The sequence below is a fragment of the Streptomyces sp. Q2 genome, from assembly GCF_056820935.1.
Genome location: NZ_JBXEJE010000010.1, coordinates 124229 through 149182 on the forward strand (window position 1 = coordinate 124229; position 24954 = coordinate 149182).

Here is a 24954-nt window from a genome sequence, read left to right on the forward strand (position 1 = left end):
GCGGCGGGAAAACGCCCGTATGCCAGACTCCGCCGATGACCTCCGAAACGATCACCGCGGACGCCGCGGGCACCTGGAAACTCGGCGACCTCACCGTCAACCGCGTCGGTCTCGGCGCGATGCGGTTGACGGGCAGCGCGGCCTTCCACCACGGGACCCCCAGTGACCGGGGGCGCTCGATCGCCGTTCTGCGCAGGGCGGTCGAGCTCGGTGTGAACCACATCGACACGGCCGCCTTCTACTTCTCCGCCCTGCGCTCCGCCAACGAACTCATCAACAGCGCGCTGTCGCCGTACGCCGACGACCTGGTCGTCGTCACCAAGGTCGGCCCGTACCGCGACTACTCGGGGCAGTGGGGGACCTCGGCCCGCCCCGACGAGCTGCGCGGACACGTCGAGGAGAACCTGCGCCAGCTCGGCCGCGACCACCTCGACGTCGTCAACCTCCGCCGCATGCGGCAGGACTCGATCGCCGAGCACTTCGGGGCCCTCGCCGAACTGCGCGAGGCGGGCCTGATCCGGCACCTCGGCATCTCCGACGTCGAGCCCCGGCACCTCGCCGAGGCGCAGGCCATCGCGCCCGTGGTGTGCGTGCAGAACCGGTTCGGGCTCGACCACCGCGACCCCGCCACCGACGAACTCCTGGGCCTCTGCGGAGAACAGGGCATCGCCTTCGTGCCGTTCTACGCCGTCGCCGGTGAGGCAGGGCCGCAGGGCGCCACCACCGCCCACGACGAGGAGGTCCTCGCGGTCGCTCGGGCCCACGGCGTCAGCCCCGCCCAGGTAAGGATCGCCTGGACGCTGCACCAGGGCCCGCACGTCCTGTCCATCCCGGGCACCGGCAACCCGGACCACCTCGCCGAGAACGTGGCCGCGGGCGCCGTCCGCCTCACCGACGAAGAGGTGGCCGCGCTCAACGGGCTTCACCAGAAGGTGGGTTGAAACAGGCCGCACCCCAAGGCCGGTCGAGGGACGTGGACGCGGTTGTCAGGTGCGGCTCGCTCCCGCCTCAGACCACCCACACCCCGTCGCGCATCAGGTACCGCCCGCGCAGCTCGTGCTCCCCGTGCCAGGCCTGCACGGCGCGCGGCCGGACCCTGAAGAACGCGTACGACGCGCTGTCCTGCCGCGGATCCCAGCCCGTCTTGGTCATGAACGCGCCGACCGCCGAGTCCGGAGCGTCCGGCCCCTCGAACGTCCGCACCTCACCGTCGAGGAGCACGACGTCCTGGGTGTCCCCGAACGCCAGCCGGGCCCGGCCGCCGTCGCGCAGATTGCGGCCCGTGGGACTGGTCAGCCGCGTGCACATCCACACGTCGTCCCCGTCCCACACGAACCACAGGGGCACCAGGCAGGGCAGCCCGTCGGCGTCGGCCGTGGCCACCCAGACGTCCAACTCCCCTTCCAGACGGGCCAGTACGTCACGCTTGCGCTGCTCGGCGGGGCGGGCCGGCTCGGTGATCTTCATGAAGGGGACGCTACCCGCCAGGCGCCGGTGCGACAGTGTGAAGGCCCGCATCCACCACGGAAAGTGAGTCCGCGGCATGGCCGTCATCCACCACACCACCCTGAAGCCGACCAAGCTCGAACTGCTCACCGCCTGGCTGCCCACCCGCTCCTGGTACTCCACAGGGCCGGGCGAACCGGAACTGGCGAGGGCCGGCGGGTTCCGGCTGGACGATCCGGCCGGCGAGGTCGGCATGGAGTTCATGGTCGTCACGGACACCTCCAGTGGCCGGCCGGTCACCTACCTGGTGCCGCTGACCTATCGCGGTGCACCGCTGGACGGGGCGGAGCACGCCCTCGTCGGCACCATGGAGCACGGTGTGCTGGGACGCCGCTGGGCCTACGACGGCTGCCACGACCCGGTGCTGGTGGCCGAGTTGCTCGCCCTGATCGAGGGCCGCGCGCAGGCCCAGGCCCAGAGCGTCAACGACACCCCCGACCGGGACGTCACCCGCTCCTACGTGGCCGAGGCGGCCGCCCCTTCCGCCGCTCTCACGGTCACCGACGACCAGGAGGGCACCCACCTGTCCCTCCCGCAGGGCGCGTCGCTCCACCTGCACAGGATCCTGCGCCCCGCCCCGGACGGCGTTTCCCTCCTGCCGCAGGGTGCGATCGGCCACGTCGCCGCCCCGTGGAACGCACCGGACGGCACACGCGCCCAGGGGCTCGTCGCGGTCCTGCGCCCCGGTGCGGGGAGCTAGGGCCTGTCGTCACATTCCCGCCTGCCCCGCGACGCCGTGCACGCTCCCCCACTGCGTCGAGGGCGTAGGAAGTGCCCCCACTCGCCGCACCGGGCGCAGGCCCACGTACAACCGGTACGAGGGCCTGCCCCCGGCACGCCGAGAGCACGCACCTGACGCCGCAGGCCCGCCCTCCGGGCGGACGACGGGAATGTGATGACAGGCCCTAGGAGTGCCCTAGGAGCGGTTCAGCCCAGCTGCTCGTGCAGGAAGGGCACGGTGCTCTGCCAGGCGCGGGCGGCGGACTCGGGGTGGTGGACCGGGCGGCCGTCGTTGAAGAAGGCGTGGCCGGCCGGGTAGCGGCGGAAGTCGGGGGTGATCCCCGACTCCCGTCGAATGGCGTCGGCCAGCGCGTCGACCGTCTCGGCGGGGATGCTCTCGTCGAGTTCGCCGAAGTGGCCCAGGATCTGCGCCTTGAGCCCCGTGAAGTCGGGCATCTCCCCCTGGATGACGCCGTAGAACGGCACGGCGGCGCTCACCCGCGGGTCGGCCGCGGCCAGGTACAGCACGAAGCCGCCGCCCATGCAGAAGCCGACCGCACCGACGGTGTCCGAGGTGACCTCGGGCAGTGACAGCAGGTGGTCGACGGCGCCGGACAGCAGCTCGACACCGCGCGGGACGGGGAGGGCCTGCATCATCCGCAGGGCCTCCTGGGTCTCGTGGGCCACGTTGCCGCCGTAGAGGTCGGGGGCGAGGGCGACGAAACCCTCCCGTGCGAGCCGGTCGGCCACGTCGGCGATGTGGTCGGTCAGGCCCCACCACTCCTGGATGACGATGACGCCCGGTCCGCGCCCGGCGGGCGGCAGCGCCAGATAGCCGTGCGCGGTGGTCCCGCCACTGGAAAACGTGACGTTCTGACGGGCGGGGGCACCGGTCGACTTCGGCAGTTCGGTCATGGCACTCGACTCCTGTACGGCAGTACTGGCGGGGGCATGCCCCGAAGGTGATCTCCACCCTGTCACGCGGGCGAGGCCTCTTGCGCGTGCCCCTCCGGGCTGACCGGCGCACGTGAATGGGCTGACCGGCGCACGTGAACCGGCTGACTGGCACACATGGCGTTTTACGTATAACCTCTCCCGTCAATCACCCGTCCCGAAAGGTCCCGATGAGACGCATCGCCCTGGTCACCCTCGTCGTCGACGACTACGACGAGGCGATCCGCTTCTACACCGAGGCCCTCGGTTTCCGGCTCGTCGAGGACACCCCGCGCCCCGACGGCTCCCGCTGGGTCGTCGTTCGGCCGAGCGCGCGGGAGTCGGGCTCCGATCTGCTGCTGGCCCGCGCGAAGGGCGAGTCGCAGCAGAGCCGGGTGGGCGACCAGACCGGCGGGCGCGTCGGCTTCTTCCTGCACACCGACGACTTCGCCCGCGACCACGCCCGCATGCTCGCCGCGGGAGTGACCTTCCTGGAGGAGCCGCGCCACGAGCCGTACGGCTCGGTCGCCGTCTTCCAGGACCTGTATGGAAACCGCTGGGACCTGCTCCAGCCGGCCACCGACCTCCAGCCCGCCACCGACTGAGAACCACTGCCGAGGAACACGCACATGACCGCGCCCCGCATCGACACCGAAACCCTCCGCCGGCTGCCCAAGGCCGTGCTGCACGACCACCTCGACGGCGGTCTGCGCCCCGCCACCGTGGTGGAGCTCGCGGACGCGGTCGGCCACACCCTGCCGACCACCGACCCCGACGCCCTCGCCGCCTGGTACTTCGAGGCCGCCAACTCCGGTGACCTGGTCCGCTACATAGCCACCTTCGAGCACACCCTCGCCGTGATGCAGTCCCGCGAGGGCCTGCTGCGCACGGCCGAGGAATACGTCCTCGACCTGGCCGCGGACGGGGTCGTCTACGCCGAGGTGCGCTACGCCCCCGAGTTGATGGTCAACGGCGGGCTGGCCCTGCCCGAGGTCGTCGAGTCCGTCCAGGAGGGTCTGGCCGCGGGCATGGCGAAGGCGGCGGCCTCGGGCACCGCGGTGCGGGTCGGCACGCTGCTGTGCGGCATGCGGATGTTCGACCGCACCAAGGAGACCGCCGACCTGGCCGTCGCCTTCCGCGACGCGGGCGTCGTCGGCTTCGACATCGCGGGCGCCGAGGACGGCTTCCCGCCCGCCGACCACCTGGCCGCCTTCGAGCACCTGCGTCGCGAGAACGTGCCCTTCACCATCCACGCCGGCGAGGCGCACGGCCTGCCCAGCATCCACCAGGCCCTGCAGGTGTGCGGCGCCCAGCGCATCGGCCACGGCGTCCGCATCACCGACGACATCGTGGACGGCAAGCTCGGCCGGCTGGCCGGCTGGGTGCGCGACCGCCGCATCGCCCTGGAGATGTGCCCGACGTCCAACCTCCAGACCGGCGCGGCCACCTCGATCGCCGAACACCCGATCACCGAGCTGAAGGACCTGGGCTTCCGCGTCACCCTCAACACCGACAACCGGCTGGTGTCGGGCACGACGATGACCCGGGAGATGTCCCTGCTGGTCGAGGAGGCCGGCTGGACGGTCGAGGACCTGCGCACGGTCACGGTGAACGCCCTGAAGAGCGCGTTCGTGCCGTTCGACGAGCGCCGAGCCCTGATCGAGGACGTCGTCCTGCCGGGCTACGCGTCCGCGCTCTGAAGCAGCCCGCGAACGTAGGCGGCCTGTCCGACGTGCTGGAGATCGTCGGACAGGACGCTGACCAGCCGTACGGCCAGGGTGACCGGCGGATCCCAGCGCTCGTCCACGACGCGCTCGAAGTCCTTGGCGGTCAGTCCGCGCACGTACGTGAGGGTCTGTTCGTGCACGGCGTCGTAGTAGCCGGTCAGCAGGTCGCCGGAGTCGACCCGCACCTTGGCGACCTTCGTCGAGCTGTGCCCGTAGCCGGTGTCCCGGCGCGGGAGGTCGAGTCCGAAGCGTTTCTCCCAGCCCTGTGACAACCAGACCTGGTCGAGCCCGGAGGCGTCGGCCACATGGTCGTCCTGCACCCGGGTGAGGTGCCAGACCAGCCACGCGACGGAGTTCGCGTCGGTGGCGGGACGGGCGCCCAGGTCGTCAGGGCCGAGGCCCTCGACCGCGGCATGGACTTCTTCCTGGATGCGGCCGTACGCGTCGATGAGGATGTCCTTGGCATGCATACGCTCCACCATCGCGCATCCGCGACCGTCACGCGCCCTCTGTCTCCAGAAGGGTCATCAGCGCCCGCGCCGCCGGGCTGGCCGCCTCCGGGGGCGGCAGCAGCGCGACCGTCTCGTACGCCGCCTCGTCGGTGCCCTTCAGCGGGAGGGCGGTCAGTGCCTCCCGCTTGCGCCGGAAATGCCGCGGCACGACGGCGATGCCCAGGTTCTCGTCCACCAGGTCGAGCAGGCTGTGCACGTCGTTCACCTCCAGGGAGACAGTCCGCCGTACGCCGGCGGCGGCGAACGCGGCGTCGGTGATGCGGCGCGGCCCCCAGTCGGGGTGGAAGTCGACGAAGACCTCGCCGCCGATCTCGTCCGGTGTCACCGCCGCGCCGCCGGTCGCGAGCCGGTGGCTGGGATGGCACAGCACGGTCATCGGCTCACTGGTCAGCGGTACGGAACGCAGCTGGTCGGAGTCGGCCTGGGTACGGACCGCGAACGCCAGGTCGAGCCGGCCCGCGGCGACCTCCTCGGCGAGAGCGCCCGCGCCCGCCTGCCGCAGCCGGATCTCCACGTCCGGATGGAGCCGCCGGAACGCGGCCAGCAGCCTCGCCACGTGCACGCCCGCGATGCACTGCTCGGTGCCCAGCGCCAGCGTGCCGCGCAGCACGCCCTGCACGGCGGCGACGGCCTCGTGCGCCGAACGCACCTGTGCCAGGATCCGTTCGGCCTCACCGAGCAGTGCCCGCCCGGCCTCGGTGAGCGTCACCCGACGGGTGGTGCGGACGAACAGGGGGGTCTGCAGCTCCCGCTCCAGGACGCGGATGGAGGCGGACAGGCCGGACTGGGACACCAGCAGGCGTTCGGCGGCCCGGGTGAAATGCTGGTCCTCGGCGACCGCCACGAAGTGCTGAAGATGGCGCAGTTCCATGATTGAGAAGCTTATCCGCTGAATTCCATCGGATTCTCCTGTTGGACCACTGCCCCCAGGTCGCGAAAGAGTGGGAACCGGTTCTCAGGGAACCTGGTTCCACCGTGTCAACCCTTCTGGAGTCGCGTTGTACACCGCACACCCCGACCGCTACGCGGACATGCCCTACCGGCGCACCGGACGCAGCGGCCTGAAGCTGCCCGCGCTGTCGCTCGGCCTGTGGCACAACTTCGGCCCGGACCGCTCGGTGGAGACGCAGCGCGCCATCCTGCGCCGCGCATTCGATCTCGGCATCACCCACTTCGACCTGGCCAACAACTACGGCCCGCCCCCCGGCGCCGCCGAGTCCGCCTTCGGCGAGGCCCTGAAGGACGACTTCGCGCCGTACCGCGACGAACTGGTGATCTCCACCAAGGCCGGCTACCTGATGTGGCCCGGCCCGTACGGCGAGTGGGGTTCGCGCAAGTACGTCCTGTCCTCGCTCGACCAGAGCCTGAAGCGGATGGGCCTCGACTACGTCGACATCTTCTACTCACACCGCCCGGACCCGGAGACTCCGCTCGAGGAGACGATGGGCGCCCTGCACTCGGCGGTCCAGCAGGGCAAGGCGCTCTACGTCGGCATCTCCAACTACTCCGCGGAGCAGACCCGGCAGGCCGCCCGCATCCTGGGCGAGCTGGGCACCCCCCTGCTCATCCACCAGCCGCGCTACTCGATGCTCGACCGTCGCCCCGAGGACGAGGGCCTGCTCGACGCGCTGGACGAGCTCCAGGTCGGCTCCATCGTCTTCTCCCCGCTGGAGCAGGGCCTGCTCACCGGCCGCTACCTCGACGGCATCCCCGAGGGCTCGCGGGCGGCCAGTGACAGCCCCTTCCTGAACTCGGACGCGGTGACCGAGGACCTGGTGGGCCGGCTGCGCGACCTCGACGACATCGCCAAGTCCCGTGGGCAGAGCCTGGCCCAGCTGGCGCTGGCCTGGGTGCTGCGCGGCGGCCGGGTGACCTCCGCCCTCGTCGGTGCGAGCAGCGCACGGCAGCTGGAGGACAGTGTCGGCGCCCTCGGCAACCTGGACTTCGACGCCGACGAGCTGGCCCGCATCGACGCGGTGATCAAGCCGTAATCCGCTCCTCCAGCCGCACGGTCACGGTGTCGCCCTCCTCCTTCCCGATCGCCTTGCGCACCTCTGCCTTCACAGGCAGCTTGTGGGTGCCGTCGCCCAGGGCCATGAAGGAACTGCGGAAGGGGTGCCCGTCGATCGTGCCGCGCACCTTGACCAGTCCCCGGGTGCCGAAGAAGGCGACGGAGCCGGGCCAGACGAGATAGGTCCAGCCGCCCTCCTGCGGGCTTTTGCGCAGGACGGCGGTGAACTCGGCGTCCAGTTCCGCGGTCGTATCCATGGTGTCTCTCCGCTCCCGGTGGTTCTTTCCCCAAGAGACCGCCGGGAGCGCGCAAACTCATCGCTGGACCGGTCGTCAGGCTCCGGCGGGTATCCGGTCCAGGAAGCCCAGCACGCTGCTGATCCGCCCGTCCGTGTCCAGGGTGATCACGTCGGAGCCGGCCACGGGTGCCGAGCCGTCGCTCTCGCTCACCAGCTCCCAGGAGAAGCGCGCCGTGTCGTGGTGGCCGTCCACCGCGCCGGTGAGCCGGAAGGCGAAGCCGGGGAACTGCACGTGGGTCGCCGCGATGACGGCCGCGATCTGTTCGTGGCCGTCGACATCGCTGAACGGGTCGGTGTAGGTGCCGTCCGCGGCCCAGGCGGCCGCGACCGCCTTGACCCGGGCCTCGGTCTCCCGGGCGTTCCAGGCCTCGAAATAGCGGGCGACGGCACTCTCGTAGCGATCGGTGTTCGCGGGCATGGCGATCAGCCTCCATCGAGGTCGTTCCTGCTGGTCGGAACCGGGGTCCGGGTGCCGGCGACCCGGTACCGCAACCATGCCCCGAGCGCTGCGGCTGGTCGATTACCCCGCAGGTAATGACGACATCGGCATGTACTCGCCATTTTTCGGCCATGGCGGGTGGTGAATATGCCAGGAGACTGGCCAAAAAGTCGTGGTGACAGTGTTTCAGTAGTGAACATACTCGACTGTTAGGGCCTCACATCCAGCGAAGCCCCAGTCACGCACAGCACATGAGCCGCAGGGAAAGCGAGGCCCGGCCGACAGGCTAGCGAAGCAGCGGGGGAGTGGATCGTGCACGACGAATTCCTGTGCCATGTCACGGGGTACGGCACTTGCGGCGGCCGACGCATCGGCGTGCCTCTCGGAACCTACCGGGCTCCCACCCTCGCGCTCGCCCTGTGGTGGCTGCGCGACCGCGCCGCCTGGATCGCCGACCGCCTCGACCCCCAGCCGGAGGCCGACCACTTACCGGCCGGCGCGCTCGTCCCGGTCGCCGCGACGGTGCCCGACGTGCCCGCCGTGCTCCGGACCTGGTGCGGAGATCCGGCCCAACAGGAGTGGGTGGCCGACGAGTTGGCCGCGGGGCGGCTGGTGCGGATCGCCGCCAGCGACGACACCACCGAATACGAGCTGCTGGCGGAGTCCGTGGACGCCCTGCGCATGCAGCGCACCGCCTCCCTGCTGTTCACGCCCGTGGCCTGAACGGCGACGCCGGGCGCAGACCGGTACTAATCGGTAGAATTGCCCATATGGCGGAGCGGCCGATGGCACCCACGGCGCCCGAACTCGTGGTGGAGACCGACACCGGCTCCACGGTGATGAGTCCGGGCCACGACTACCACGTCGGCCGCGATCCCCTGTGCGACATCGTCATCGACGATGCCCGGGTCTCCTGGCACCACGCGGTGCTGCGACCCGAGGACGGCCACTGGACCCTCGAGGACGAGAACAGCACCAACGGCACCTACGCCGACGGCCGCCGTGTCCACGAGTGGGGCGTCGGCCCCGGCAGCGTCATCCGCTTCGGCAGCCCGGCTGACGGCCCGTGCGCCGTCCTCGCCGGCCTCCCGCCCCCCGCACCGGAACGCCCCTCCGCGGTCCAGATGCCCGCCCTGACCGGCACCTTCCGGCAGCCCACCACCGTACGGCCGCTGCCCACCCGCACCGTCCGCATCGGCCGCGCCGAGGACAACGACCTGGTCATCGACGACCTCGGCGTCTCCCGCCGGCACGCCGAGCTGCGCGCCCTGCCGGACGGGACGTACGAGATCGCCGACCTCGGCAGCCACAACGGCACCTTCCTCAACGGTCTGGCCGTCACCCGCGCCCTCATCGGCCCCGGCGACATCGTCGGCATCGGCCACTCGGCGTTCAGCCTGGTCGGCGACCAGCTGCAGGAGTACGTCGACACCGGCGAGGTCTCCCTGGACGTGCAGGACCTCACGGTCGCCGTCGACCGCGGCCGCAAGACCCTGCTCGACCACGTGTCGTTCCCGGTGGGCGAGAAGTGCCTGCTCGCGGTCGTCGGCCCGAGCGGCGCCGGGAAGTCCACGCTCCTCAACGCCCTGACCGGACAGCGCCCCGCCGACCACGGCACCGTCCTGTACGACGGCCGCGACCTCTACCGCGACTACGCCGAACTGCGCCAGCGCATCGGCCTGGTCCCGCAGGACGACATCCTGCACGCCCAGCTCACCGTCCGCAGCGCCCTGTCCTACGCCGCCGAACTGCGCTTCCCGCAGGACACCGCCAAGGCCGAGCGCCGCGCCAGGGTCGACGAGGTCATCCGGGAACTCGGCCTGGAGGAGCGGGCACGGCAGCCCGTGCACAGCCTGTCCGGCGGCCAGCGCAAGCGGGTCAGCGTGGCCCTGGAGCTGCTGACCAAGCCGTCCCTGCTGTTCCTCGACGAACCGACCTCGGGACTGGACCCCGGCATGGACCGCTCGGTGATGCACATGCTGCGCGGTCTCGCCGACGACGGCCGCACGGTCATCGTCGTCACCCACAGCGTCCTCAGCCTCGACGTCTGCGACCGGCTCCTCGTCCTCGCGCCCGGTGGGAAGATCGCCTACTACGGCCCGCCCGAGGACGCCCTCGCCTACTTCGGCTTCACCCAGTGGCCGGAGGCCTTCGAGGCCTTCGAACGGGACCGCGAGCGCGACTGGGCGGGGGACTTCCACACCTCGCCGTCCCGCCGCCGGTACGTCCAGGACGCGACCGCCCAGCCCAGGCGGCCCCGCGAGGGCCCCGTCCTCATCACCCCCCCGGCCCGGCCCCGCAGCCGCGGCGCCCAGCTCGGCACCCTCGTGCGCCGGTACGCGGCCGCTCTCAGCGCCGACCGCACCTTCCTCGCCATCATGATCGCGCTGCCGTTCGTGATGGGCGCCATGGGCAGAGCCCTGGCCGGCAGCAAGCTGACCCAGGAAACGGCCATGAACGCCCTGCTGATCCTGTGCGTCGGCGGAGTCCTGACCGGCGCGGCCAACGCCGTGCGCGAACTCGTCAAGGAACGCGTGATCTACCAGCGCGAGCGAGCCGTGGGCCTGTCCAGATCCGCGTACCTGATGTCCAAGGTCGTCGTCCTCGGCACGATCACCGTCCTGCAGGCCGTGGTGCTGACCCTGGTCGCCCTGCTCGGCGTCGACCTCAACGCCCCTGGCGGCGAAGGCGTGTTGATGCCGCCCCTTGCCGAAATCACGGTCGCCGTCGCCCTGCTGGCGTTCACCGCGATGATGCTCGGCCTGCTGGTCTCCGCGATGGTGCGCAAGGAGGAGGTGACGATGCCACTGCTCGTGCTGCTCGCCATCGTCCAAGTGGTCTTCTGCGGCGCCCTGCTGAAACTGGACGGCGTGCCCGGCCTGGAACAACTGGCATGGCTGGTGCCCTCGCGGTGGGCGCTCGGCGCGATGGCCGGCACCGTCGGCCTGTCCCGGATCGTGCCCGGCGAGCTGACCGGCGATCCGCTGTTCGAGCACTCGGCCGGGGTGTGGCTGCTCAACCTGGCCATGCTGGTCGTCCTGTCGGCGGCCTTCGGGTTCCTCGTCTCCCGGCTGCTGCGCCGGCACGAACCCGCCGTGATGCGGAAGTAGGGGCGCGCGATGACGGCCCCCGGATTCCGGCCCACCCACGTCGTGCCCCAGAACGGCATGCCCGCCTGGGAGGCCCCCGACCCCGCCCGGCCCACCGTGCCCCTCGACGCGCTGCTGCCGGTCCAGCTCGTGGAGCGACGCGGCGACTGGGGGTACGTCCTGTGCGCCAACGGCTGGTCGGCCTGGGTCGACGGCCGCCACCTGGTCGCCGTACCCCAGGACCCACCGCTCGCCGACGGCCCGCTGGGCCACGCCGCCGACCCCCGCCCCCTGCTCACCCGCGCCGAACACGCCCTGGCCCGCTACCGGGCCGCGGTCGAGGAACTGGCGGCCGGCGCGCTGGAGGGGGAGGCCTTTCGCGTGCGGACGCGAGGACTGCGGCTCGGCGTCGTCGTGGACGGCGAGTCGATGTGGCTCTACGACGACGAAGGCGGGCGGTGGGCGTACGCGGACGGGGCCCGGCTCACCACCTACGCCACGGACGACGGGCCCCGCGCCGCCGCCGCGGATCCCGGGCACGCCCCGACCCAGGTCGTGACACCCGATGGCACATGAAGCGAGCCTCTTCTCAGGGCGGCCCTCCGAGCTGATCGGCAAGCAGGTCGCCGGCTACCGCATCGAGCACGAGATCGGCCGCGGCGGCATGGCCGTCGTCTACCGCGCCCGGGACCTGCGCCTGGACCGGACCGTCGCCCTCAAACTGCTCGCCCCCGAACTCGCCCGCAACGACACTTTCCGCCGCCGCTTCACCCACGAGTCCCACGTGGCCGCCGCGATCGACCACCCGAACATCGTGCCGGTCTTCGAGGCGGGCGAGACGGACGGCGTCCTGTACATCGCGATGCGCTACGTCCCCGGCAGCGACCTGCGCCACCTCCTGGACCGCGACGGACCCCTGCCGCTCGCGACCGCGATCCGGATCGCCGCCCAGGTCGGGTCCGCGCTGGACGCCGCCCACGAATACGGCCTGGTCCATCGCGACGTGAAGCCCGGCAACATCCTGGTGGCCCGCGGCACCGACAGTGACCACCCCGAGCACGTCTACCTCACCGACTTCGGCCTGACGAAGAAGTCCCTGTCCCTGACCGGCTTCACCACGGTCGGCCAGTTCGTCGGCACGCTCGACTACGTGGCCCCCGAGCAGATCTCCGGACGTCCCGTCGACGGCCGCTGCGACGTCTACGGCTTCGCCTGTGTCGTCTACGAGACCCTCGCGGGCCGCCCGCCCTTCCGCCGCGACGACGACATGGCCCTGCTGTGGGCCCACCAGTACGACGAACCGCCACCCCTGACCGAGTCCCGACCCGACCTCGCCCCCCACCTCGACACCGTCTTCGCCAAGGCCCTGGCCAAGACCCCCGACGACCGCTACGACTCCTGCCTCACCTTCGTCGCGGCCCTGCGCGGGGCCCCGGCGGGCGGCCACCCGCCGACCGAGGTCGACCGGGGTGTCGTGGAACCGGCGCGCGACCGGCCGAAACCGCCGCCACGCTGGGCCGAGGCGGTCTTCCGGCACCCGGGCCGTCAGCCCTGACCGAGCCCGCCCAGCGGCACCCGCCGCGCCACCACCTCACGCCGACGGATCCGCCACCCCTCGGCGGCCCGCACCACGGTGTCCTCATACGTCACCGACCCGCACGAACCGTCCGCCATGACGGCCAGCCCCTTGGAGCGCACATGCGCCCGGCCCTCGGCCGTCTCCTCGATCACCACGTTGGTGACGTGGTGCGCGACGGGGTTCGCCGCGCCCAGGGCCAGGGCCGCCTGCTTGAGGGCGGCGATCCCGGTGACCTGGCCCTGGCCGAAGTCGAACAGGTCGTAGACGACGTCCGGGGTGAAGAGCTCCGCCGCGCGGTCCAGGTCCCCGGCGTCCATCAGATGCCCGTGCAGTGCGATCAACTCGTTGATGGCCAGCCGGTCTTCGAGCGTGAGCGTCATGTCCTGACCCGGTCCTTCTTCTTCGACTGGCCGTACGCTCGCACACGCGACGTCAGGGTTTCCAGCCGTTTCCCGCCGCGCCCCGCCGTCGTACCGGTCTGGCCAGCAGTCCGCCCAGGAAGCCGGTGACCAGCCCCCACAGCAGGGCCAGGCCGATCGCCGACCACAGTTCGGGCTTCAGGAACAGGTCTCCGCCCAAGTCCCCGCCCAGGTCTCCGATGCCGAGGACCGACAGGCCGTAGTGCGCGGAGATCCGGCCGACCAGGCAGATCATCAGCACCGTCAGGGCGAGGGCGACCGCCATGTGCACGGCGTGCTGCCAGGCGCGCATCCGGGCCGGGGAGCGGGCCGCCATGACGAAGGCGGCGGCCAGCAGCAGCACCGCGTCCACGACCACGAGCCACCACACCCTGCCGTCGTGCTCGGCGAGCGTGCCCAGATTCAGGGTGGCGGTGTCCGAAGAGCGCAGCACCTCGTCGAGGACGTGCGGCATCGGCAGCCCGAAGGGCCCCTCCACCCGGCCGTTCCAGGTGGCGCCGAGGCCGATGGTGAGCGTGAGCCAGGCCAGGTTCGGCATGCCGAGCAGGATCACCGCGAGGGTCTCCGTCGCACGGCCCCGCGTCGCCGCGACGACCAGGGCGATGACGAGGCCCAGGACGACGTACGCGAGCAGCAGCACGACCATGGCGTACGCGGCCGGCCGCACCGATGCCTGGAACCGCAGCAGCCGGGGCGGCAGCGGCGCCCCGCGCGAGACGAGAACGGCCAGCACCAGCACTCCGGCCAGCCACAACAGGCCGAAGAACAGGGTCGGCGGCACGTCCGTGGTGAAACCGACCTTCGGCGACACGCCGAACAGGTCGCCCAGGTCGCCCAGCGTCTCGTCGCCGAGGGAGAGCTGGAAGGTCTGGCGGGCCGCCAGGGCCAGGCCGGCCAGGGCGAGCAGCCACAGTACGGCGATCCGCCCGGCCCATCCGGCCAGTTCCCCCGCGCCCGCGACCGCCCGGTGCCGCAGCGGCCGGAGGAAGCCCGCACCGAGGACCAGCGCCCCGACGAGGGTGACGGAGAGCGGGATCACCGTGAGACCCGCATTCGTGTCCGCGAGTCCACCGGCGTTCCCCGACAGCTCGATCGTGCCGCCGACGGCCGTCACCACGGTCGCCGCCACCACCCGGGGGAACGCGTTGTCCGGAAGGTCCGACGCACCGGCCGCCCACAGCCCCAGCCCGGCGACCACCACCATCGCGATCAGCGCGGCCAGCACCGTGACCACGGCCTGCACCCAGCCGTGGCGGGCGACGACCGCCTCGTCGGAGCGGGTTCGGACACTCACGCTGCCACGCTAAGCAGAGCCTGTGCGGCGCGCCCGCCGGGAGGGGCCGTCCGCGTCGGCTTGCGGGCGGCACGGGAACGGAGCACACAATGGTGATGTTCCGAAAATAATCTGACAAAACATCCACTTGCAGACAAAACGCTGGTGTCCTTCGTCGGGAAGAAGAGCTAGTGAGCGTCGAACCGCCATCGTCCGGCCGCCCCACAGGACCCCCCTCCGGCCCGCTGTCCGGCCCCTCCCAGCCGCCCTCGGGGCCGCCCTCGCAGCCCCCGGGCGGCGGAGCGGACGGAGGGCACACGCCGGAACCGGGCCGCCCCTGGTGGCGGTCCGTCCCACGGGTCGCGGTGCTGGCCACCCTGGTCGTGGCCGCCGTGCTCCTCGCGGTCGTCTTCACCCGGTCCGACGGCGGCGGCTCGGCCAAGGGCGGCGAGGTCTTCCTCCAGGCGGCCGGCAAGACCGGCCCCGACCCCTTCACCGAGTCGACGGCGGCGGACAGCTCCGCCCCGCCGCTCTCGACCTCTCCGAGCACCGAGTCGACCCCCGCCAACGCGGTACGCGGCGTCGACGGCGGGGCCCCCGGCCTCTACGGCGGCACCCGCAAGGTCTCCAGCTGCGACGTGGAGAAGCAGATCACCGCCCTCCAGGCGGCCCCGCCGAAGAACGCGGCGTTCGCCTCCGTCGCCGGCGTGGCCCCCTCCGAGGTCCCCGGCTACCTGCGCTCCCTCACGCCCCTGCAGTTGCGCATGGACACCCGCGTCACCAACCACGGCTACCGCGACGGATCCGCCACCAGCTACCAGGCCGTCCTGCAGTCCGGCACCGCCGTCCTCGTCGACGACCACGGAGTGCCCCGGGTCCGCTGCGCGTGCGGCAACCCGCTCACCCCGCCCGTCGCCCAGCAGACCACGCCCCGGCGCACCGGCGACTCCTGGCCGTCGTACAACTCCTCGAACGTGGTCGTGGTCGTGCCCTCCGTGCAGGTCGTCAACGTCTTCGTGGTCTACGACCCCGACCGCGGCGACTGGTTCGCCCGGCAGCGCGGCGACACCGGGGGCAAGGACAAGAAGACCGACCCGCCCGCCCATCAGCCCACCCCGTCGGTGAGCACGCCGAGGTCACCGGGCTCCCCGTCGCCGTGTGTCACCCTGACCGCCGACAACGGCAGGACGCCGAAGCCCAGCGGCTCGGCTCGCCCGTGCCCGTCCACCTCGGCCGCCCCGTCCTCACCGAGCTCCAAGCCGCCCTCGTCCAAGCCGCCCTCGTCCGAGACGCCGACCCTCGACCCGGACCCGAGTGAGCCGGAGCCACCCACCACCTCGCCGCAGCCCCCGCTGGAGCCCGACACGACGCCACAGTCCGCGTCCACGGGCTCAGCCCCCGCGTCCCCCGGGACGTAACTCCTCGGGCTGTTCGACCAGGGCGTAAGCGCCGTCACGGGGACTCGGGGACTGGGGCGCGCGGCTCGGGGTACGAGCACTGGTGCAGCAGCGTCCGGCCAGTCCGGCTTCCGAGAGAGAAACGCATGATCGAGCATCTGGACGGGGCAGTGATACCGACTGGTTTCGACGTGCCCGTGGAACCGCTGCGGCGGGCGGCACACTACACGGGCGAACCGGGATGCATAGCGGAGGCGAGGTCCTTCGCCGCGGTCTTCCTCGAGCAGCTCACGACCGAGTGGTGCGCCGAGGTGGCGGGCCGGGCCCGGGACGCGGTGCTGCTGGTGGTGAGCGAACTGGTCACCAACGCCGACCGGCACAGCAACGGGCCGTACATCCTGGAGCTGGAGGGCACGGACGCCGAGGTGGCGGTGATCGTCTACGACAGCAGCGAGGCCCTGCCCCACCGCTTCCCGAAGGACCCCGAACGCATCGGCCGGCACGGCCTGGAGATCGTCCACGTGCTGGCGGCCGACCTCGCCGTCGAACGGGTCCCGGTCGGCAAGCGCGTACGCGCCGTCGTGCGCATCGGCAGAGAGTGACTCCTCGATCTGCCCGGTCGATCTGCCCAGTCACGGGTGCCGCCCCGTACCCGCGTGTGGGGCGGCACCCGCTCTTGGTCCGTCCGGATCAGGCGCAGCCCAGCTCGCCCAGCATGCCCTCGCGCAGCCGCGAGATGATCCGCTTGATCAGCCGCGAGACGTGCATCTGGGAGCAGCCGAGACGTTCGCCGATCTCCGCCTGGGTGGCCTCCTCCACGAACCGCATGTGGATGATCTGACGGTCGCGCTCGCTCAGCTCGGCCATGAGCGGGATCAGCGACTGGAAGTCCTCCACCAGCCGAAGGCCGTTCTCCTCCACGCCGATGAAGTCGGCGAGAACGGCTTCGCCGCCCTCGGGGCCGTCGCCCGTGAGCGCGGCGTCCAGCGAAGAGGAGTTGTAGCCGTTGGAGGCGATCTGCGCCTCGACGACCTCGTTCTCGGCGATGTTCATCAGCGTGGCCAGCTCGCCGACGGTCGGCTCGCGGTCCAGGCGGCTGGCGAGTTCCTCACGGGCCTTGGCAAGCTCCACACGCAGTTCCTGGAGCCGGCGCGGCACGTGTACCGCCCAGGTGGTGTCACGGAAGAACCGCTTGATCTCGCCCACGATGTAAGGAAGGGCGAACGACGTGAACTCGACCTCGCGGGTGAGGTCGAAGCGGTCGATGGCCTTGATCAGGCCGATCATGCCGGTCTGGACGATGTCCTCCATGTCGTCGCCGCGGCCGCGGAACCGGCCGGCCGCGAAACGCACGAGGGACATGTTCATCTCGATGAGCGTGTTGCGCGCGTACTGGTACTCGTGGGTGCCTTCCTCGAGTTCCGTCAGGCGCTGGAAGAACTGACGGGACAGCTCTCGCGCATCACGCGGAGCCACGGTCCGCGGATTCTCGACTCCCGGCAGCGGTCCGTCACCCGTCGTCCGGGTCCTGGCGGTCTCCTCGACGACCTGTGCCTCCGACCGGATCACGGCGGTGTCCATTACCTCTCCCACGAAAGTCACGGCTCGACGTCTGCCTCTTCGGCCTCGGTTGTACATCGGGTCCTGCTACGAGTGTGCTGGCTGCGGGTACCCACTCAGCGCCGACGTATGCACACCGGCCACCGAGCGATTCCTCTTGTTAGCGCCTACCCGGGCTGTGACGACACATGCTTGTTCTGTTGCGGCGCGGCGGAAAATCGGTGTGAGAGCCGCTCAGGTGCGGGTGGCGACGATCAGCTCGTGCAGGTAGCGCTTGGTGACGCTGCCGCCGTGCCGGCTGACGATCAGTTCCCGGACGCAGCCGAGCAGGCCTTCCCGGGAGGCCTCGTCGAGCGCCCGGTGGCCCGAATACGTGAGCAGTACGTCGATGTACTGGTCGGCGGTGTACGTGATGTCCTGCAGGTACCGGGTCGACACGACGTTCGCGAAGCGCCCGCCCCGCTCCAGTTCGCCGGTGTCGGTGGCGACGTCCGCCTGGTCCTGCAGGCGCAGCCCGGGTGGGGTGGCCGGATCCCAGCGTTCGTAGCAGCGCTGGGCCTGTGCGAAGAAGTCCGTGCTGCCGCCCGCCACATGCTCGGTGGTGACGACCGCGAGCCGGCCTCCGGGGCGCAGCGCGTCCGCGGGCTTCCGTACGCGCAGGGCCGGGTCGAGCCAGTGGAACGCGGTGGCGCACACCACCAGGTCGTACGGCTCACGCGGCAGCCGCCACTGATCGAAGTCCGCCACCTCCACGTCCACCAGGGGAAACCGCCCGAGCCGCCGTCGGGCCACGGCCGCCATGGCGGGCCCCAGCTCCACGCCGGTGATCCGGCAGCCGAACTCGGCGAGCGGCACGGTGAGTTGGCCGGTCCCCGGGGCGACCTCCAGGACCCGGCTGCCCGGTCCGAGGCCCGCGACGCGCGCCAACTCGTCGACCAGGGCCCGGGGATAGCGGGGCCGCGCCCGGTCGTACAGTTCCGCGACCTCGTTGAACGTCTCTCGCAGCATTCTTCGCCCGCCCTTCGCCGTCACGATTCCACCCAGGGCGGAATGCCGGTCCCTTCCCCTGGGGCCCAGGAAACCTAACCTGGGAAGGTGAGCAGCCAAGCGCCGAACCAAGCCCGCGTGATCCCCCTGCGCCCGCCCTCCGCGCGCCCCGGGACCGCCCGCCCCGTGTCCGAACGTCCCGCCACCGCCCCGGTGGAGCCCGCCGCCAGGGAACCTCTCTGGCGGGACCTGGTCGGTGACGTCCTGCGTCGCGAGCGCCTGGCGCAGGAGCGCACGCTCAAGGATGTCGCCGACGCGGCCCGGATCTCCATGCCGTACCTCTCGGAGGTGGAGCGCGGCCGCAAGGAGGCCTCGTCGGAGGTTCTCGCGGCCGCCGCCCACGCCCTCGGCTTCGGCCTCGGCGACCTGCTGTCGCTGGCGCAGGGCGAACTCAACCGCCGGGCCCGGCCCGCCAGGAGCCACAGCCGATCGACAGCGCCGTACAACGGGCTCTGCCTGGCCGCCTGACGAACCGGGCGGGCCGGCGCCTCAGACCGTCACGAGGCGCCGGCTCACCACTTCGTCGGCGAGCCCGTAGGCCACCGCCTCCTCGGCGGTGAACACCTTGTCGCGGTCCATGTCCGCGCGCAGCGTCGCGACGTCGTGGTGCGTGTGACGGGCCAGCACCTCCTCCACCTGGGAGCGGATCCGCACCATCTCCTTGGCCTGGAGGGCGAGATCGGACACGGTGCCCTGCCGTCCGCCGCTGGCCGGCTGCCCGAGCAGCACCCGCGCGTGCTCGAGGACGGACCGCCGTCCGGGATCCCCTCCGGCCAGCAGCACGGCCGCCGTGGAGGCCGCCTGCCCGACGCAGAAGGTCGAGATCGGCGCCTGTACGTACGTCATCGTGTCGTAGATCGCCATCAGCGAAGTGAACGATCCGCCGGGGGAGTTGATGTAGATCGCGATCTCGTTCTCCGGGGCCGCCGCCTCCAGGTGGAGGAGCTGGGCGATGACGACGTTGGCGACGCCGTCGTCGATCTCGGTGCCGAGGAAGATGATCCGCTCCGCCAGCAGCCGGCTGAACACGTCGTACGACCGCTCGCCCTGCGGGGTCCGCTCGACGACGTTCGGAATCGTGTAGCTCCCCATGTCACAGCCCCATCCGTCGCTTCGATGCGGCCGGGCGCACGTCCGCGAGGGACTCGACGACCCGGTCCACCATGCCGTACTCCCGGGCCTGTTCGGCCGTGAACCAGCGGTCGCGGTCACCGTCCCGGGCGATGGTCTCCGGGCTCTGCCCGGTGTGCTCCGCGGTGATCCGCTCGATGGTCCGCTTGGTGTGCTCCAGGTTCTCCGCCTGGATCTCGATGTCCGCGGTGGTGCCGCCGATGCCCGCCGACGGCTGGTGCATCATGATCCGCGCGTTGGGGAGCGCGTAGCGCTTGCCGGGGGCGCCGACGCTGAGCAGGAACTGGCCCATGCTCGCGGCGAAGCCCATGGCGAGTGTGGACACGTCGTTCGGGATCAGCCGCATGGTGTCGTAGATGGCCAGCCCCGCGTGCACGGAACCGCCCGGGCTGTTGACGTACAGGCTGATGTCGGTGCGCGGGTCCTCCGCGGACAGGATCAGCAGCTGGGCGCAGACCCGGTTCGCGGAGACCTCGTCGACCTGGGTGCCCAGCAGGACGATGCGCTGTCCGAGCAGTTGGGCGGCCAGGTGGTCGTCGAAGCGGGAGGGAGGGGTGTCGCCCTCCTCGGCCCGCGGAGCGAGCGTGCTGAGTGGAGTCATCGGTTCTCCTCGTGGTGGCGGGGATGCCGTCGACTCCACTGTTGACCTCGGACGGTGCCGGGAGGCTGATTCTCTGCCCGTGGCAGATTCGCTGCGAGCAGAGGGCCAAAGCGGGGGGTCAGCCCTGCCCGCGTCAGACCACGCGCTTCTCGCGCAGCTGCCGGAAGAAGGCGCGCACGTCGTCCACCAGCAGGTCGGGCTCCTCCATCGCCGCGAAGTGTCCGCCGCGGTCGAGTTCCGTCCAGCGCACGATGTTCTCCGTCCGCTCCGCCTTGTGGCGCAGCGGGATCTGCGGGTCGCCGGGGAAGGAGGCCACCGCGGTCGGGGCGGTCGAGGGCTCGTGCGGAGCGGCGATCCGCTCGCCCGTGGCGTGGGCGCGCTCGTAATAGATCCGGGCGGACGAACCCGCCGTCCCCGTCAGCCAGTACAGCATCACGTTCGTCAGCATCAGGTCCCGGTCGACGGCCTCCTCGGGCAGCTCCTCGGAGTCCGTCCACTCCCCGAACTTCTCGACGATCCAGGCGAGTTGGCCGACCGGCGAGTCCGTGAGCGCGTACGAGAGGGTCTGCGGGCGGGTGGACTGCACATGGAAGTAGCCCGTCCCGTCCCGGAACCACTTGTCCCACCGGCGCCAGGAGGTGAGCGTGCGCTCCCGTTCCCCGGGGCTCAGCGCCGCCAGCTCCTCGGGGGTCGGCTCGGTGGCCGCCTGTGCGCCGGGCAGCAGGTTGAGGTGGATGCCGATGACGCGGTCCGGGTGGACGCGGCCCAGCTCGCGGGAGATGCCGGCGCCCCAGTCGCCGCCCTGGGCGCCGAAGCGTTCGTAGCCGAGGCGGGTCATCAGCTCGGCCCAGGCGTCGGCGATCCGGCGCGCCTCCCAGCCGGTCTCCCGGGTGGGTCCGGAGAACCCGAAGCCGGGAATGCTCGGCAGGACGAGGTGGAAGGCGTCGGCGCGGTCACCGCCGTGAGCCGCCGGATCCGTCAACGGCCCGGCGATGTCGAGGAACTCGACGATCGACCCCGGCCAGCCGTGCGTGATGATCAGGGGGGTGGCGTCGGGCTCCGGGGAGCGGATGTGCGCGAAGTGCACGTGCGCGCCGTCGATCTCGGTCGTGAACTGCGGCCACTGGTTCAGCCGCGTCTCGGCCGCCCGCCAGTCGTACTCGTGCCGCCAGTAGCGCACCAGTTCGCGCAGGTAGTCCGATGGAACGCCGTACGCCCAGCCCACCCCCGGCAGCTCGTCCGGCCAGCGGGTGCGGTCGAGACGGTCGTGCAGGTCGTCGAGATCGCCCTGCGGGATGTCGATGCGGAAGGGCCGGACCGTGTCGATGGGCGAAGAGGTCATGATCCGGATGCTAGTTCGGAACGGTGTATCTGCCACCTGAATTGGCCGGCGCCCGACCGATGAGTTCAGGGGCCAGGGCCGGTCGACACACATGACCGCGTTCCACATCAGCGCCACATCGCGTTTCACGCCCGGGAGGTACGCATGACCACCGACGGATTCACCACGTGTCTCTGGTTCGACGGCCAGGCCGAGGAGGCCGCCCACTACTACGTCTCGGTCTTCAAGAACTCCAGCATCGGCACGATCTCGCGTTACTCCGAGGGAGCGCCCCAGCCCGCCGGCAGCGTGCTGACCGTCGAGTTCACGGCCAACGGCCACAGGTTCCTCGCGCTCAACGGCGGCCCCCAGTTCACGTTCACCGAGGCGATCTCCTTCATGATCTCCTGCCAGAACCAGGAGGAGGTCGACCACTACTGGACCAAGCTCACCGAGGGCGGCGGCGAGCCCGGCCCCTGCGGCTGGCTGAAGGACCGGTACGGCGTGTCCTGGCAGGTCGTCCCGGACCGCCTCATCGAGCTGACCACCGACCCCGACCAGGAGAAGGCGGGCCGTGCGATGAAGGCCATGATGAAGATGAGCAAGATCGACATCGCCGCCCTGGAGAAGGCGGCCGCAGGCGAGTGACCCTCACCGCCCGAGGCTTTCGCCGATCACCCGCGTGATCTCCCGGGCGATGCGCAGGATGCCGGGGGAGCGGACCGGGCAGGGCTTCGGCGTGGGCGTCGTGGGGGCCAGGCAGAAGTGCAGGGGGTCCTTGTCGAGGTGGAGGGCCGTGCGGTCCCGGTCGGGCTGGGTGCAGTAGTCCGGGTGGTCGTGCTCGTAGGCGGTGCACGGCAGGTACTGGACCCAGCTCTGGCGGGCACCGGCGGGGCTGACCGTCCCACCCGCGTCGGCGACGAGGTCGCCGGAGGCGGCGGCCCGCTCCGCGTAGAGGCTGTTCACGCGCCTGATCCGGTCGGGCGTCATCGGGTCCGGGCCCTGCAGCACCCACACGATCTTCGGCCGCTTCGATCCGCCGGCCGCGGCGATCTGTCCGGTGAGCCGCTTCATGTCGGCGGCGTACCGCCTGAAGTACTCGGTGGGCGAGGCGGCGTGGGTGATCCCGTCCATGCACCAGGTGTAGCCCCAGGCGTTGCCCCAGAACTGCAGGACCACGATGTCCGGGTGCAGCGACCGCACGAGGACGGCCGCCTTGTCCCGGTCCGGTACGAGCGACCGCGCCCCGGTGCCCTCCAGGTAGTCGCACACCGTGGTGCCCGAATAGGGGGCACTCGTGTACTTCGCGCCCAGGTCCCGTTCCAGCTCCTGCCCGAGCACCCGCCGGCTCTCCATCGCGAGGGAGTCGCCGAGGTACAGCACGGTGGGCGCCTTGGCCGAAGGACGCGGTGAGGCGGCCGGGCGCCGGTACTCGGTGGAGGGCGACGAGGCCGGCATGTCGGGGGAGGGCGGCGCGTCCTCCGGACCGGACGACGGATCCGTGCACGCACCGAGCAGCAGCCCGACGAGCAGTACCCCCACGACCCACACCCTGCGCATGCGACCACTCCCGCCCCGGCCGGCGAAACGGCTCCCCAGGCAAGCACAGCCGGACTCAGGGCGGAAGACCTACGACCGGCCAAGCCCACGACCATGGCTCACACGCGGTCGGGCCGACGCCATGGGCCTGGCGTAATCGAACCGATACCCGCCGAAAGCCGCCCGCTTCTGTCCGGTCCGGGACGACCCGGACCGTTCGACGCGCGGTCCGGCGAACCGGTGGCTAGCGTGAGGAAGCGGACCACCGTAAACGGACCACCCACCGAGTCGGAGAGGGCCGCGGACATGGCCGTACAACCTGAGGGAACCCCCTGTTGGGCCGATGCGATGTTCAGTGACGTCGAGGGAGCCAAGAGCTTCTACGGCGACGTCCTGGGCTGGACCTTCGGCGAGTCGTCGTCGGAGTACGGCAACTACACCCAGGCCTACGCGAACGGCAAGGCCGTCGCCGCCGTCGTACCGCCGATGCCCGGGCAGGAGGGGCAGGAGGGGCAGTCGCAGTGGTGCCTGTACTTCGCCTCGCCGGACGCCGCGGCCACCGCCGGCAAGATCCGTGAGAACGGCGGCGAGGTGGTGATGGAGCCGATGCAGGTCGGCGACTTCGGCACCATGTGCCTGGGCCGCGACCCCAGCGGCGTCGTCTTCGGCGTGTGGCAGGCCGGCGTCCACGAGGGGTTCGAGGCGCCGCCCGAGCAGGTCGGCGCGTTCTGCTGGGCCGAGGTCTTCACCCGTGAGCCCGAGAAGTCGGACGTGTTCTTCCCGGCCGTCTTCCCGTACACCGCGAAGCAGATGCAGGACGACGCGGTCGACTTCCGCCTGTTCGAGGTCGGCGGCGAGACGGTCCTCGGCCGCATGAAGATGACGGAGGAGTTCCCGCCCGAGGTGCCGCCGTACATCAACGTCTACTTCACCGTCGACAACTGTGACGACGCCGTCGCCAGGGCCACCAAGCTCGGTGGCGTCCTCAGGTTCGGGCCGATGGACACCCCGTTCGGCCGTTTCGCGGCCCTCAGCGACCCCCAGGGCGCGAGCTTCTCGGTGATCGACGTCACGACCACGTCGGGAGAGATGCCGCAGGTCTCGGACGTGTCCTGAACGGCGTCCGGACACCCCGCGCGGCCATGGCATGATCGAGCGTATGCGTGAACGTGTGGTGGCCGCGTGCGACGGGGCTTCGAAGGGAAACCCGGGTCCGGCGGCCTGGGCGTGGGTGGTTGCCGACGATGCGGAGGCTCCCGCCCGCTGGGAGGCGGGGCCGCTCGGCAAGGCCACCAACAATGTCGCTGAACTGACCGCGCTGGAACGCCTGTTGGCTTCGACGGACCCGAACGTGCCGATCGAGATCCGGATGGACTCGCAGTACGCGATGAAGGCCGTCACCACCTGGCTGCCCGGCTGGAAGCGCAACGGCTGGAAGACCTCCGCCGGCAAGCCGGTCGCCAACCAGGACCTCGTCGTACGGATCGACGAACTGCTGGACGGCCGCTCGGTCGAGTTCCGCTATGTGCCGGCCCACCAGGTCGACGGCGACCCGCTCAACGACTTCGCCGACCGCGCCGCGAGCCAGGCGGCGATCGTGCAGGAGCCCGCGGGCAGCGGTCTCGGTTCGCCGGAGCCGCCGCCCGCACCGGACGCGCCCGCGGTCCGCACACCGCGCAAGCGGTCCGGCGGGGCCAAAGCGTCCGGCGGGAGCGGCGGCTCCGCACGGACCATCAAGGCGAAGTTCCCCGGCCGCTGCGTCTGCGGACGCTCGTACGCGGCCGGGGAACCCATCGCCAAGAACGATCAGGGCTGGGGCCATCCGGAGTGCCGTACGGCCGCTGCCGGATAG

General features: G+C 71.3%; 29 protein-coding genes. 15 read left to right on the forward strand and 14 right to left on the reverse strand.

The window, feature by feature from the left end; all coding sequences use genetic code 11:
- Positions 1–35 precede the first annotated feature (35 nt).
- Positions 36–941 carry an oxidoreductase gene (locus ACWBNA_RS13165; RefSeq protein ID WP_482704500.1) on the forward strand — a complete coding sequence of 302 codons (906 nt, stop codon included), beginning with the start codon at positions 36–38 and terminating at the stop codon, positions 939–941.
- A 67-nt stretch (positions 942–1008) separates the two neighbouring features.
- Here ACWBNA_RS13165 and ACWBNA_RS13170 read toward each other — a convergent pair whose 3' ends face one another.
- Positions 1009–1467 (reverse strand): pyridoxamine 5'-phosphate oxidase family protein, encoded by a 459-nt coding sequence (locus ACWBNA_RS13170; RefSeq protein ID WP_482704501.1) that lies wholly within the window; start codon positions 1465–1467, stop codon positions 1009–1011.
- A gap of 76 nt (positions 1468–1543) precedes the next feature.
- Here ACWBNA_RS13170 and ACWBNA_RS13175 point away from each other — a divergent pair, with 76 nt between their 5' ends.
- Positions 1544–2206: a maltokinase N-terminal cap-like domain-containing protein gene (locus tag ACWBNA_RS13175; protein WP_482704502.1), complete on the forward strand. Its 663-nt coding sequence runs from the start codon at positions 1544–1546 to the stop codon at positions 2204–2206.
- 227 nt (positions 2207–2433) lie between these two features.
- Here the strand turns inward: ACWBNA_RS13175 and ACWBNA_RS13180 are convergent, their stop codons facing one another.
- Entirely contained in the window at positions 2434–3141 is a 708-nt protein-coding gene (locus ACWBNA_RS13180) for a dienelactone hydrolase family protein (RefSeq protein WP_482704503.1), read from the reverse strand.
- Positions 3142–3350: 209 nt separating this feature from the next.
- Between ACWBNA_RS13180 and ACWBNA_RS13185 the strand changes: the two genes are divergently transcribed.
- Together ACWBNA_RS13185 and ACWBNA_RS13190 are read left to right on the forward strand one after the other, a co-directional pair.
- Positions 3351–3764 (forward strand): VOC family protein, encoded by a 414-nt coding sequence (locus tag ACWBNA_RS13185; protein WP_482704504.1) that lies wholly within the window; start codon positions 3351–3353, stop codon positions 3762–3764.
- A gap of 24 nt (positions 3765–3788) precedes the next feature.
- Positions 3789–4859, forward strand: a complete 1071-nt coding sequence (locus ACWBNA_RS13190; RefSeq protein ID WP_482704505.1) for an adenosine deaminase — start codon at positions 3789–3791, stop codon at positions 4857–4859.
- On the opposite strand, the gene ACWBNA_RS13195 is transcribed toward ACWBNA_RS13190, so the two are convergent.
- Both ACWBNA_RS13195 and ACWBNA_RS13200 read right to left on the reverse strand, forming a co-directional pair.
- Entirely contained in the window at positions 4841–5356 is a 516-nt protein-coding gene (locus tag ACWBNA_RS13195; protein ID WP_482704614.1) for a mycothiol transferase, read from the reverse strand. The two genes, ACWBNA_RS13190 and ACWBNA_RS13195, sit on opposite strands and share 19 nt — an antisense overlap.
- 28 nt (positions 5357–5384) lie before the next feature.
- Positions 5385–6269, reverse strand: coding sequence for a LysR family transcriptional regulator (locus ACWBNA_RS13200; RefSeq protein WP_482704506.1), 885 nt, complete (start codon positions 6267–6269; stop codon positions 5385–5387).
- Between the two features lie 127 nt (positions 6270–6396).
- On the opposite strand from ACWBNA_RS13200, the gene mgrA reads away from it, so the two are divergent.
- Positions 6397–7389, forward strand: a complete 993-nt coding sequence (mgrA, locus tag ACWBNA_RS13205) for an L-glyceraldehyde 3-phosphate reductase (protein WP_482704507.1) — start codon at positions 6397–6399, stop codon at positions 7387–7389.
- On the opposite strand, the gene ACWBNA_RS13210 is transcribed toward mgrA, so the two are convergent.
- Together ACWBNA_RS13210 and ACWBNA_RS13215 are read right to left on the reverse strand one after the other, a co-directional pair.
- Positions 7379–7666, reverse strand: a complete 288-nt coding sequence (locus ACWBNA_RS13210; RefSeq protein WP_482704508.1) for a DUF1905 domain-containing protein — start codon at positions 7664–7666, stop codon at positions 7379–7381. The genes mgrA and ACWBNA_RS13210 overlap by 11 nt on opposite strands.
- A gap of 75 nt (positions 7667–7741) precedes the next feature.
- Positions 7742–8125 carry a nuclear transport factor 2 family protein gene (locus ACWBNA_RS13215; RefSeq protein ID WP_482704509.1) on the reverse strand — a complete coding sequence of 128 codons (384 nt, stop codon included), beginning with the start codon at positions 8123–8125 and terminating at the stop codon, positions 7742–7744.
- Between the two features lie 333 nt (positions 8126–8458).
- On the opposite strand from ACWBNA_RS13215, the gene ACWBNA_RS13220 reads away from it, so the two are divergent.
- Genes ACWBNA_RS13220 through ACWBNA_RS13235 form a run of 4 tightly spaced genes read left to right on the forward strand, consistent with a single transcriptional unit; the run spans position 8459 to position 12790 of the window.
- A complete protein-coding gene (locus tag ACWBNA_RS13220) occupies positions 8459–8869 on the forward strand; it encodes a hypothetical protein (protein ID WP_482704510.1) in 411 nt (136 codons plus the stop codon).
- 47 nt (positions 8870–8916) lie between these two features.
- The gene (locus ACWBNA_RS13225) at positions 8917–11256 is read left to right on the forward strand and encodes an ABC transporter ATP-binding protein/permease (protein ID WP_482704511.1); all 2340 of its coding nucleotides are present in this window, start codon (positions 8917–8919) and stop codon (positions 11254–11256) included.
- A gap of 9 nt (positions 11257–11265) precedes the next feature.
- Entirely contained in the window at positions 11266–11811 is a 546-nt protein-coding gene (locus ACWBNA_RS13230) for an SH3 domain-containing protein (protein ID WP_482704512.1), read from the forward strand.
- Complete coding sequence (locus ACWBNA_RS13235) at positions 11801–12790, forward strand: serine/threonine-protein kinase (protein ID WP_482704514.1); 990 nt, start codon at positions 11801–11803, stop codon at positions 12788–12790. Before ACWBNA_RS13230 ends, ACWBNA_RS13235 begins: the two co-directional genes overlap by 11 nt.
- On the opposite strand, the gene ACWBNA_RS13240 is transcribed toward ACWBNA_RS13235, so the two are convergent.
- Positions 12781–13194: a nuclear transport factor 2 family protein gene (locus ACWBNA_RS13240; protein WP_482704515.1), complete on the reverse strand. Its 414-nt coding sequence runs from the start codon at positions 13192–13194 to the stop codon at positions 12781–12783. The two genes, ACWBNA_RS13235 and ACWBNA_RS13240, sit on opposite strands and share 10 nt — an antisense overlap.
- Positions 13195–13246: 52 nt before the next feature.
- Positions 13247–14527 carry a streptophobe family protein gene (locus ACWBNA_RS13245; protein ID WP_482704516.1) on the reverse strand — a complete coding sequence of 427 codons (1281 nt, stop codon included), beginning with the start codon at positions 14525–14527 and terminating at the stop codon, positions 13247–13249.
- Between the two features lie 170 nt (positions 14528–14697).
- Here ACWBNA_RS13245 and ACWBNA_RS13250 point away from each other — a divergent pair, with 170 nt between their 5' ends.
- Both ACWBNA_RS13250 and ACWBNA_RS13255 read left to right on the forward strand, forming a co-directional pair.
- On the forward strand, positions 14698–15924 hold the full coding sequence (locus ACWBNA_RS13250) for a DUF6777 domain-containing protein (RefSeq protein ID WP_482704517.1): 1227 nt from the start codon (positions 14698–14700) through the stop codon (positions 15922–15924).
- Positions 15925–16049: 125 nt separating this feature from the next.
- Positions 16050–16505 carry an ATP-binding protein gene (locus tag ACWBNA_RS13255; protein WP_482704518.1) on the forward strand — a complete coding sequence of 152 codons (456 nt, stop codon included), beginning with the start codon at positions 16050–16052 and terminating at the stop codon, positions 16503–16505.
- Positions 16506–16593: 88 nt separating this feature from the next.
- Here the strand turns inward: ACWBNA_RS13255 and ACWBNA_RS13260 are convergent, their stop codons facing one another.
- Complete coding sequence (locus tag ACWBNA_RS13260; RefSeq protein WP_482704519.1) at positions 16594–17484, reverse strand: RNA polymerase sigma factor SigF; 891 nt, start codon at positions 17482–17484, stop codon at positions 16594–16596.
- A 213-nt stretch (positions 17485–17697) separates the two neighbouring features.
- Positions 17698–18471 carry a class I SAM-dependent methyltransferase gene (locus tag ACWBNA_RS13265; protein WP_482704520.1) on the reverse strand — a complete coding sequence of 258 codons (774 nt, stop codon included), beginning with the start codon at positions 18469–18471 and terminating at the stop codon, positions 17698–17700.
- An 87-nt stretch (positions 18472–18558) separates the two neighbouring features.
- On the opposite strand from ACWBNA_RS13265, the gene ACWBNA_RS13270 reads away from it, so the two are divergent.
- Positions 18559–18978 carry a helix-turn-helix domain-containing protein gene (locus tag ACWBNA_RS13270; RefSeq protein ID WP_482704521.1) on the forward strand — a complete coding sequence of 140 codons (420 nt, stop codon included), beginning with the start codon at positions 18559–18561 and terminating at the stop codon, positions 18976–18978.
- Positions 18979–18999: 21 nt separating this feature from the next.
- On the opposite strand, the gene ACWBNA_RS13275 is transcribed toward ACWBNA_RS13270, so the two are convergent.
- The 3 genes from ACWBNA_RS13275 to ACWBNA_RS13285 form a co-directional block, all read right to left on the reverse strand.
- On the reverse strand, positions 19000–19602 hold the full coding sequence (locus tag ACWBNA_RS13275) for a ClpP family protease (protein WP_482704522.1): 603 nt from the start codon (positions 19600–19602) through the stop codon (positions 19000–19002).
- 1 nt (position 19603) lies between these two features.
- Positions 19604–20242, reverse strand: coding sequence for an ATP-dependent Clp protease proteolytic subunit (locus ACWBNA_RS13280; protein ID WP_482704523.1), 639 nt, complete (start codon positions 20240–20242; stop codon positions 19604–19606).
- A gap of 133 nt (positions 20243–20375) precedes the next feature.
- Positions 20376–21584: an epoxide hydrolase family protein gene (locus ACWBNA_RS13285; protein WP_482704524.1), complete on the reverse strand. Its 1209-nt coding sequence runs from the start codon at positions 21582–21584 to the stop codon at positions 20376–20378.
- Between the two features lie 144 nt (positions 21585–21728).
- Here ACWBNA_RS13285 and ACWBNA_RS13290 point away from each other — a divergent pair, with 144 nt between their 5' ends.
- The gene (locus ACWBNA_RS13290; protein ID WP_482704525.1) at positions 21729–22211 is read left to right on the forward strand and encodes a VOC family protein; all 483 of its coding nucleotides are present in this window, start codon (positions 21729–21731) and stop codon (positions 22209–22211) included.
- 3 nt (positions 22212–22214) lie between these two features.
- On the opposite strand, the gene ACWBNA_RS13295 is transcribed toward ACWBNA_RS13290, so the two are convergent.
- Complete coding sequence (locus ACWBNA_RS13295; protein ID WP_482704526.1) at positions 22215–23123, reverse strand: SGNH/GDSL hydrolase family protein; 909 nt, start codon at positions 23121–23123, stop codon at positions 22215–22217.
- Positions 23124–23408: 285 nt separating this feature from the next.
- On the opposite strand from ACWBNA_RS13295, the gene ACWBNA_RS13300 reads away from it, so the two are divergent.
- Both ACWBNA_RS13300 and ACWBNA_RS13305 read left to right on the forward strand, forming a co-directional pair.
- Complete coding sequence (locus ACWBNA_RS13300; protein WP_482704527.1) at positions 23409–24218, forward strand: VOC family protein; 810 nt, start codon at positions 23409–23411, stop codon at positions 24216–24218.
- A gap of 31 nt (positions 24219–24249) precedes the next feature.
- The gene (locus ACWBNA_RS13305) at positions 24250–24954 is read left to right on the forward strand and encodes a ribonuclease H family protein (protein ID WP_482704528.1); all 705 of its coding nucleotides are present in this window, start codon (positions 24250–24252) and stop codon (positions 24952–24954) included.

Coding starts and splice junctions, on each gene's coding strand:
- ACWBNA_RS13305 (WP_482704528.1), top strand. CDS start 24,250: ATGATCGAGCGTATGCGTGAACGTGTGGTGGCCGCGTGCGACGGGGCT.
- ACWBNA_RS13290 (WP_482704525.1), top strand. CDS start 21,729: ATGACCACCGACGGATTCACCACGTGTCTCTGGTTCGACGGCCAGGCC.
- ACWBNA_RS13180 (WP_482704503.1), bottom strand. CDS start 3,141: ATGACCGAACTGCCGAAGTCGACCGGTGCCCCCGCCCGTCAGAACGTC.
- ACWBNA_RS13215 (WP_482704509.1), bottom strand. CDS start 8,125: ATGCCCGCGAACACCGATCGCTACGAGAGTGCCGTCGCCCGCTATTTC.
- ACWBNA_RS13295 (WP_482704526.1), bottom strand. CDS start 23,123: ATGCGCAGGGTGTGGGTCGTGGGGGTACTGCTCGTCGGGCTGCTGCTC.
- ACWBNA_RS13280 (WP_482704523.1), bottom strand. CDS start 20,242: ATGACTCCACTCAGCACGCTCGCTCCGCGGGCCGAGGAGGGCGACACC.
- ACWBNA_RS13285 (WP_482704524.1), bottom strand. CDS start 21,584: ATGACCTCTTCGCCCATCGACACGGTCCGGCCCTTCCGCATCGACATC.
- ACWBNA_RS13190 (WP_482704505.1), top strand. CDS start 3,789: ATGACCGCGCCCCGCATCGACACCGAAACCCTCCGCCGGCTGCCCAAG.
- ACWBNA_RS13170 (WP_482704501.1), bottom strand. CDS start 1,467: ATGAAGATCACCGAGCCGGCCCGCCCCGCCGAGCAGCGCAAGCGTGAC.
- ACWBNA_RS13165 (WP_482704500.1), top strand. CDS start 36: ATGACCTCCGAAACGATCACCGCGGACGCCGCGGGCACCTGGAAACTC.
- ACWBNA_RS13195 (WP_482704614.1), bottom strand. CDS start 5,356: ATGCATGCCAAGGACATCCTCATCGACGCGTACGGCCGCATCCAGGAA.
- ACWBNA_RS13185 (WP_482704504.1), top strand. CDS start 3,351: ATGAGACGCATCGCCCTGGTCACCCTCGTCGTCGACGACTACGACGAG.
- ACWBNA_RS13255 (WP_482704518.1), top strand. CDS start 16,050: ATGATCGAGCATCTGGACGGGGCAGTGATACCGACTGGTTTCGACGTG.
- ACWBNA_RS13265 (WP_482704520.1), bottom strand. CDS start 18,471: ATGCTGCGAGAGACGTTCAACGAGGTCGCGGAACTGTACGACCGGGCG.
- ACWBNA_RS13300 (WP_482704527.1), top strand. CDS start 23,409: ATGGCCGTACAACCTGAGGGAACCCCCTGTTGGGCCGATGCGATGTTC.
- ACWBNA_RS13240 (WP_482704515.1), bottom strand. CDS start 13,194: ATGACGCTCACGCTCGAAGACCGGCTGGCCATCAACGAGTTGATCGCA.
- ACWBNA_RS13230 (WP_482704512.1), top strand. CDS start 11,266: ATGACGGCCCCCGGATTCCGGCCCACCCACGTCGTGCCCCAGAACGGC.
- ACWBNA_RS13225 (WP_482704511.1), top strand. CDS start 8,917: ATGGCGGAGCGGCCGATGGCACCCACGGCGCCCGAACTCGTGGTGGAG.
- ACWBNA_RS13235 (WP_482704514.1), top strand. CDS start 11,801: ATGGCACATGAAGCGAGCCTCTTCTCAGGGCGGCCCTCCGAGCTGATC.
- ACWBNA_RS13275 (WP_482704522.1), bottom strand. CDS start 19,602: ATGGGGAGCTACACGATTCCGAACGTCGTCGAGCGGACCCCGCAGGGC.
- ACWBNA_RS13210 (WP_482704508.1), bottom strand. CDS start 7,666: ATGGATACGACCGCGGAACTGGACGCCGAGTTCACCGCCGTCCTGCGC.
- ACWBNA_RS13260 (WP_482704519.1), bottom strand. CDS start 17,484: ATGGACACCGCCGTGATCCGGTCGGAGGCACAGGTCGTCGAGGAGACC.
- ACWBNA_RS13200 (WP_482704506.1), bottom strand. CDS start 6,269: ATGGAACTGCGCCATCTTCAGCACTTCGTGGCGGTCGCCGAGGACCAG.
- ACWBNA_RS13175 (WP_482704502.1), top strand. CDS start 1,544: ATGGCCGTCATCCACCACACCACCCTGAAGCCGACCAAGCTCGAACTG.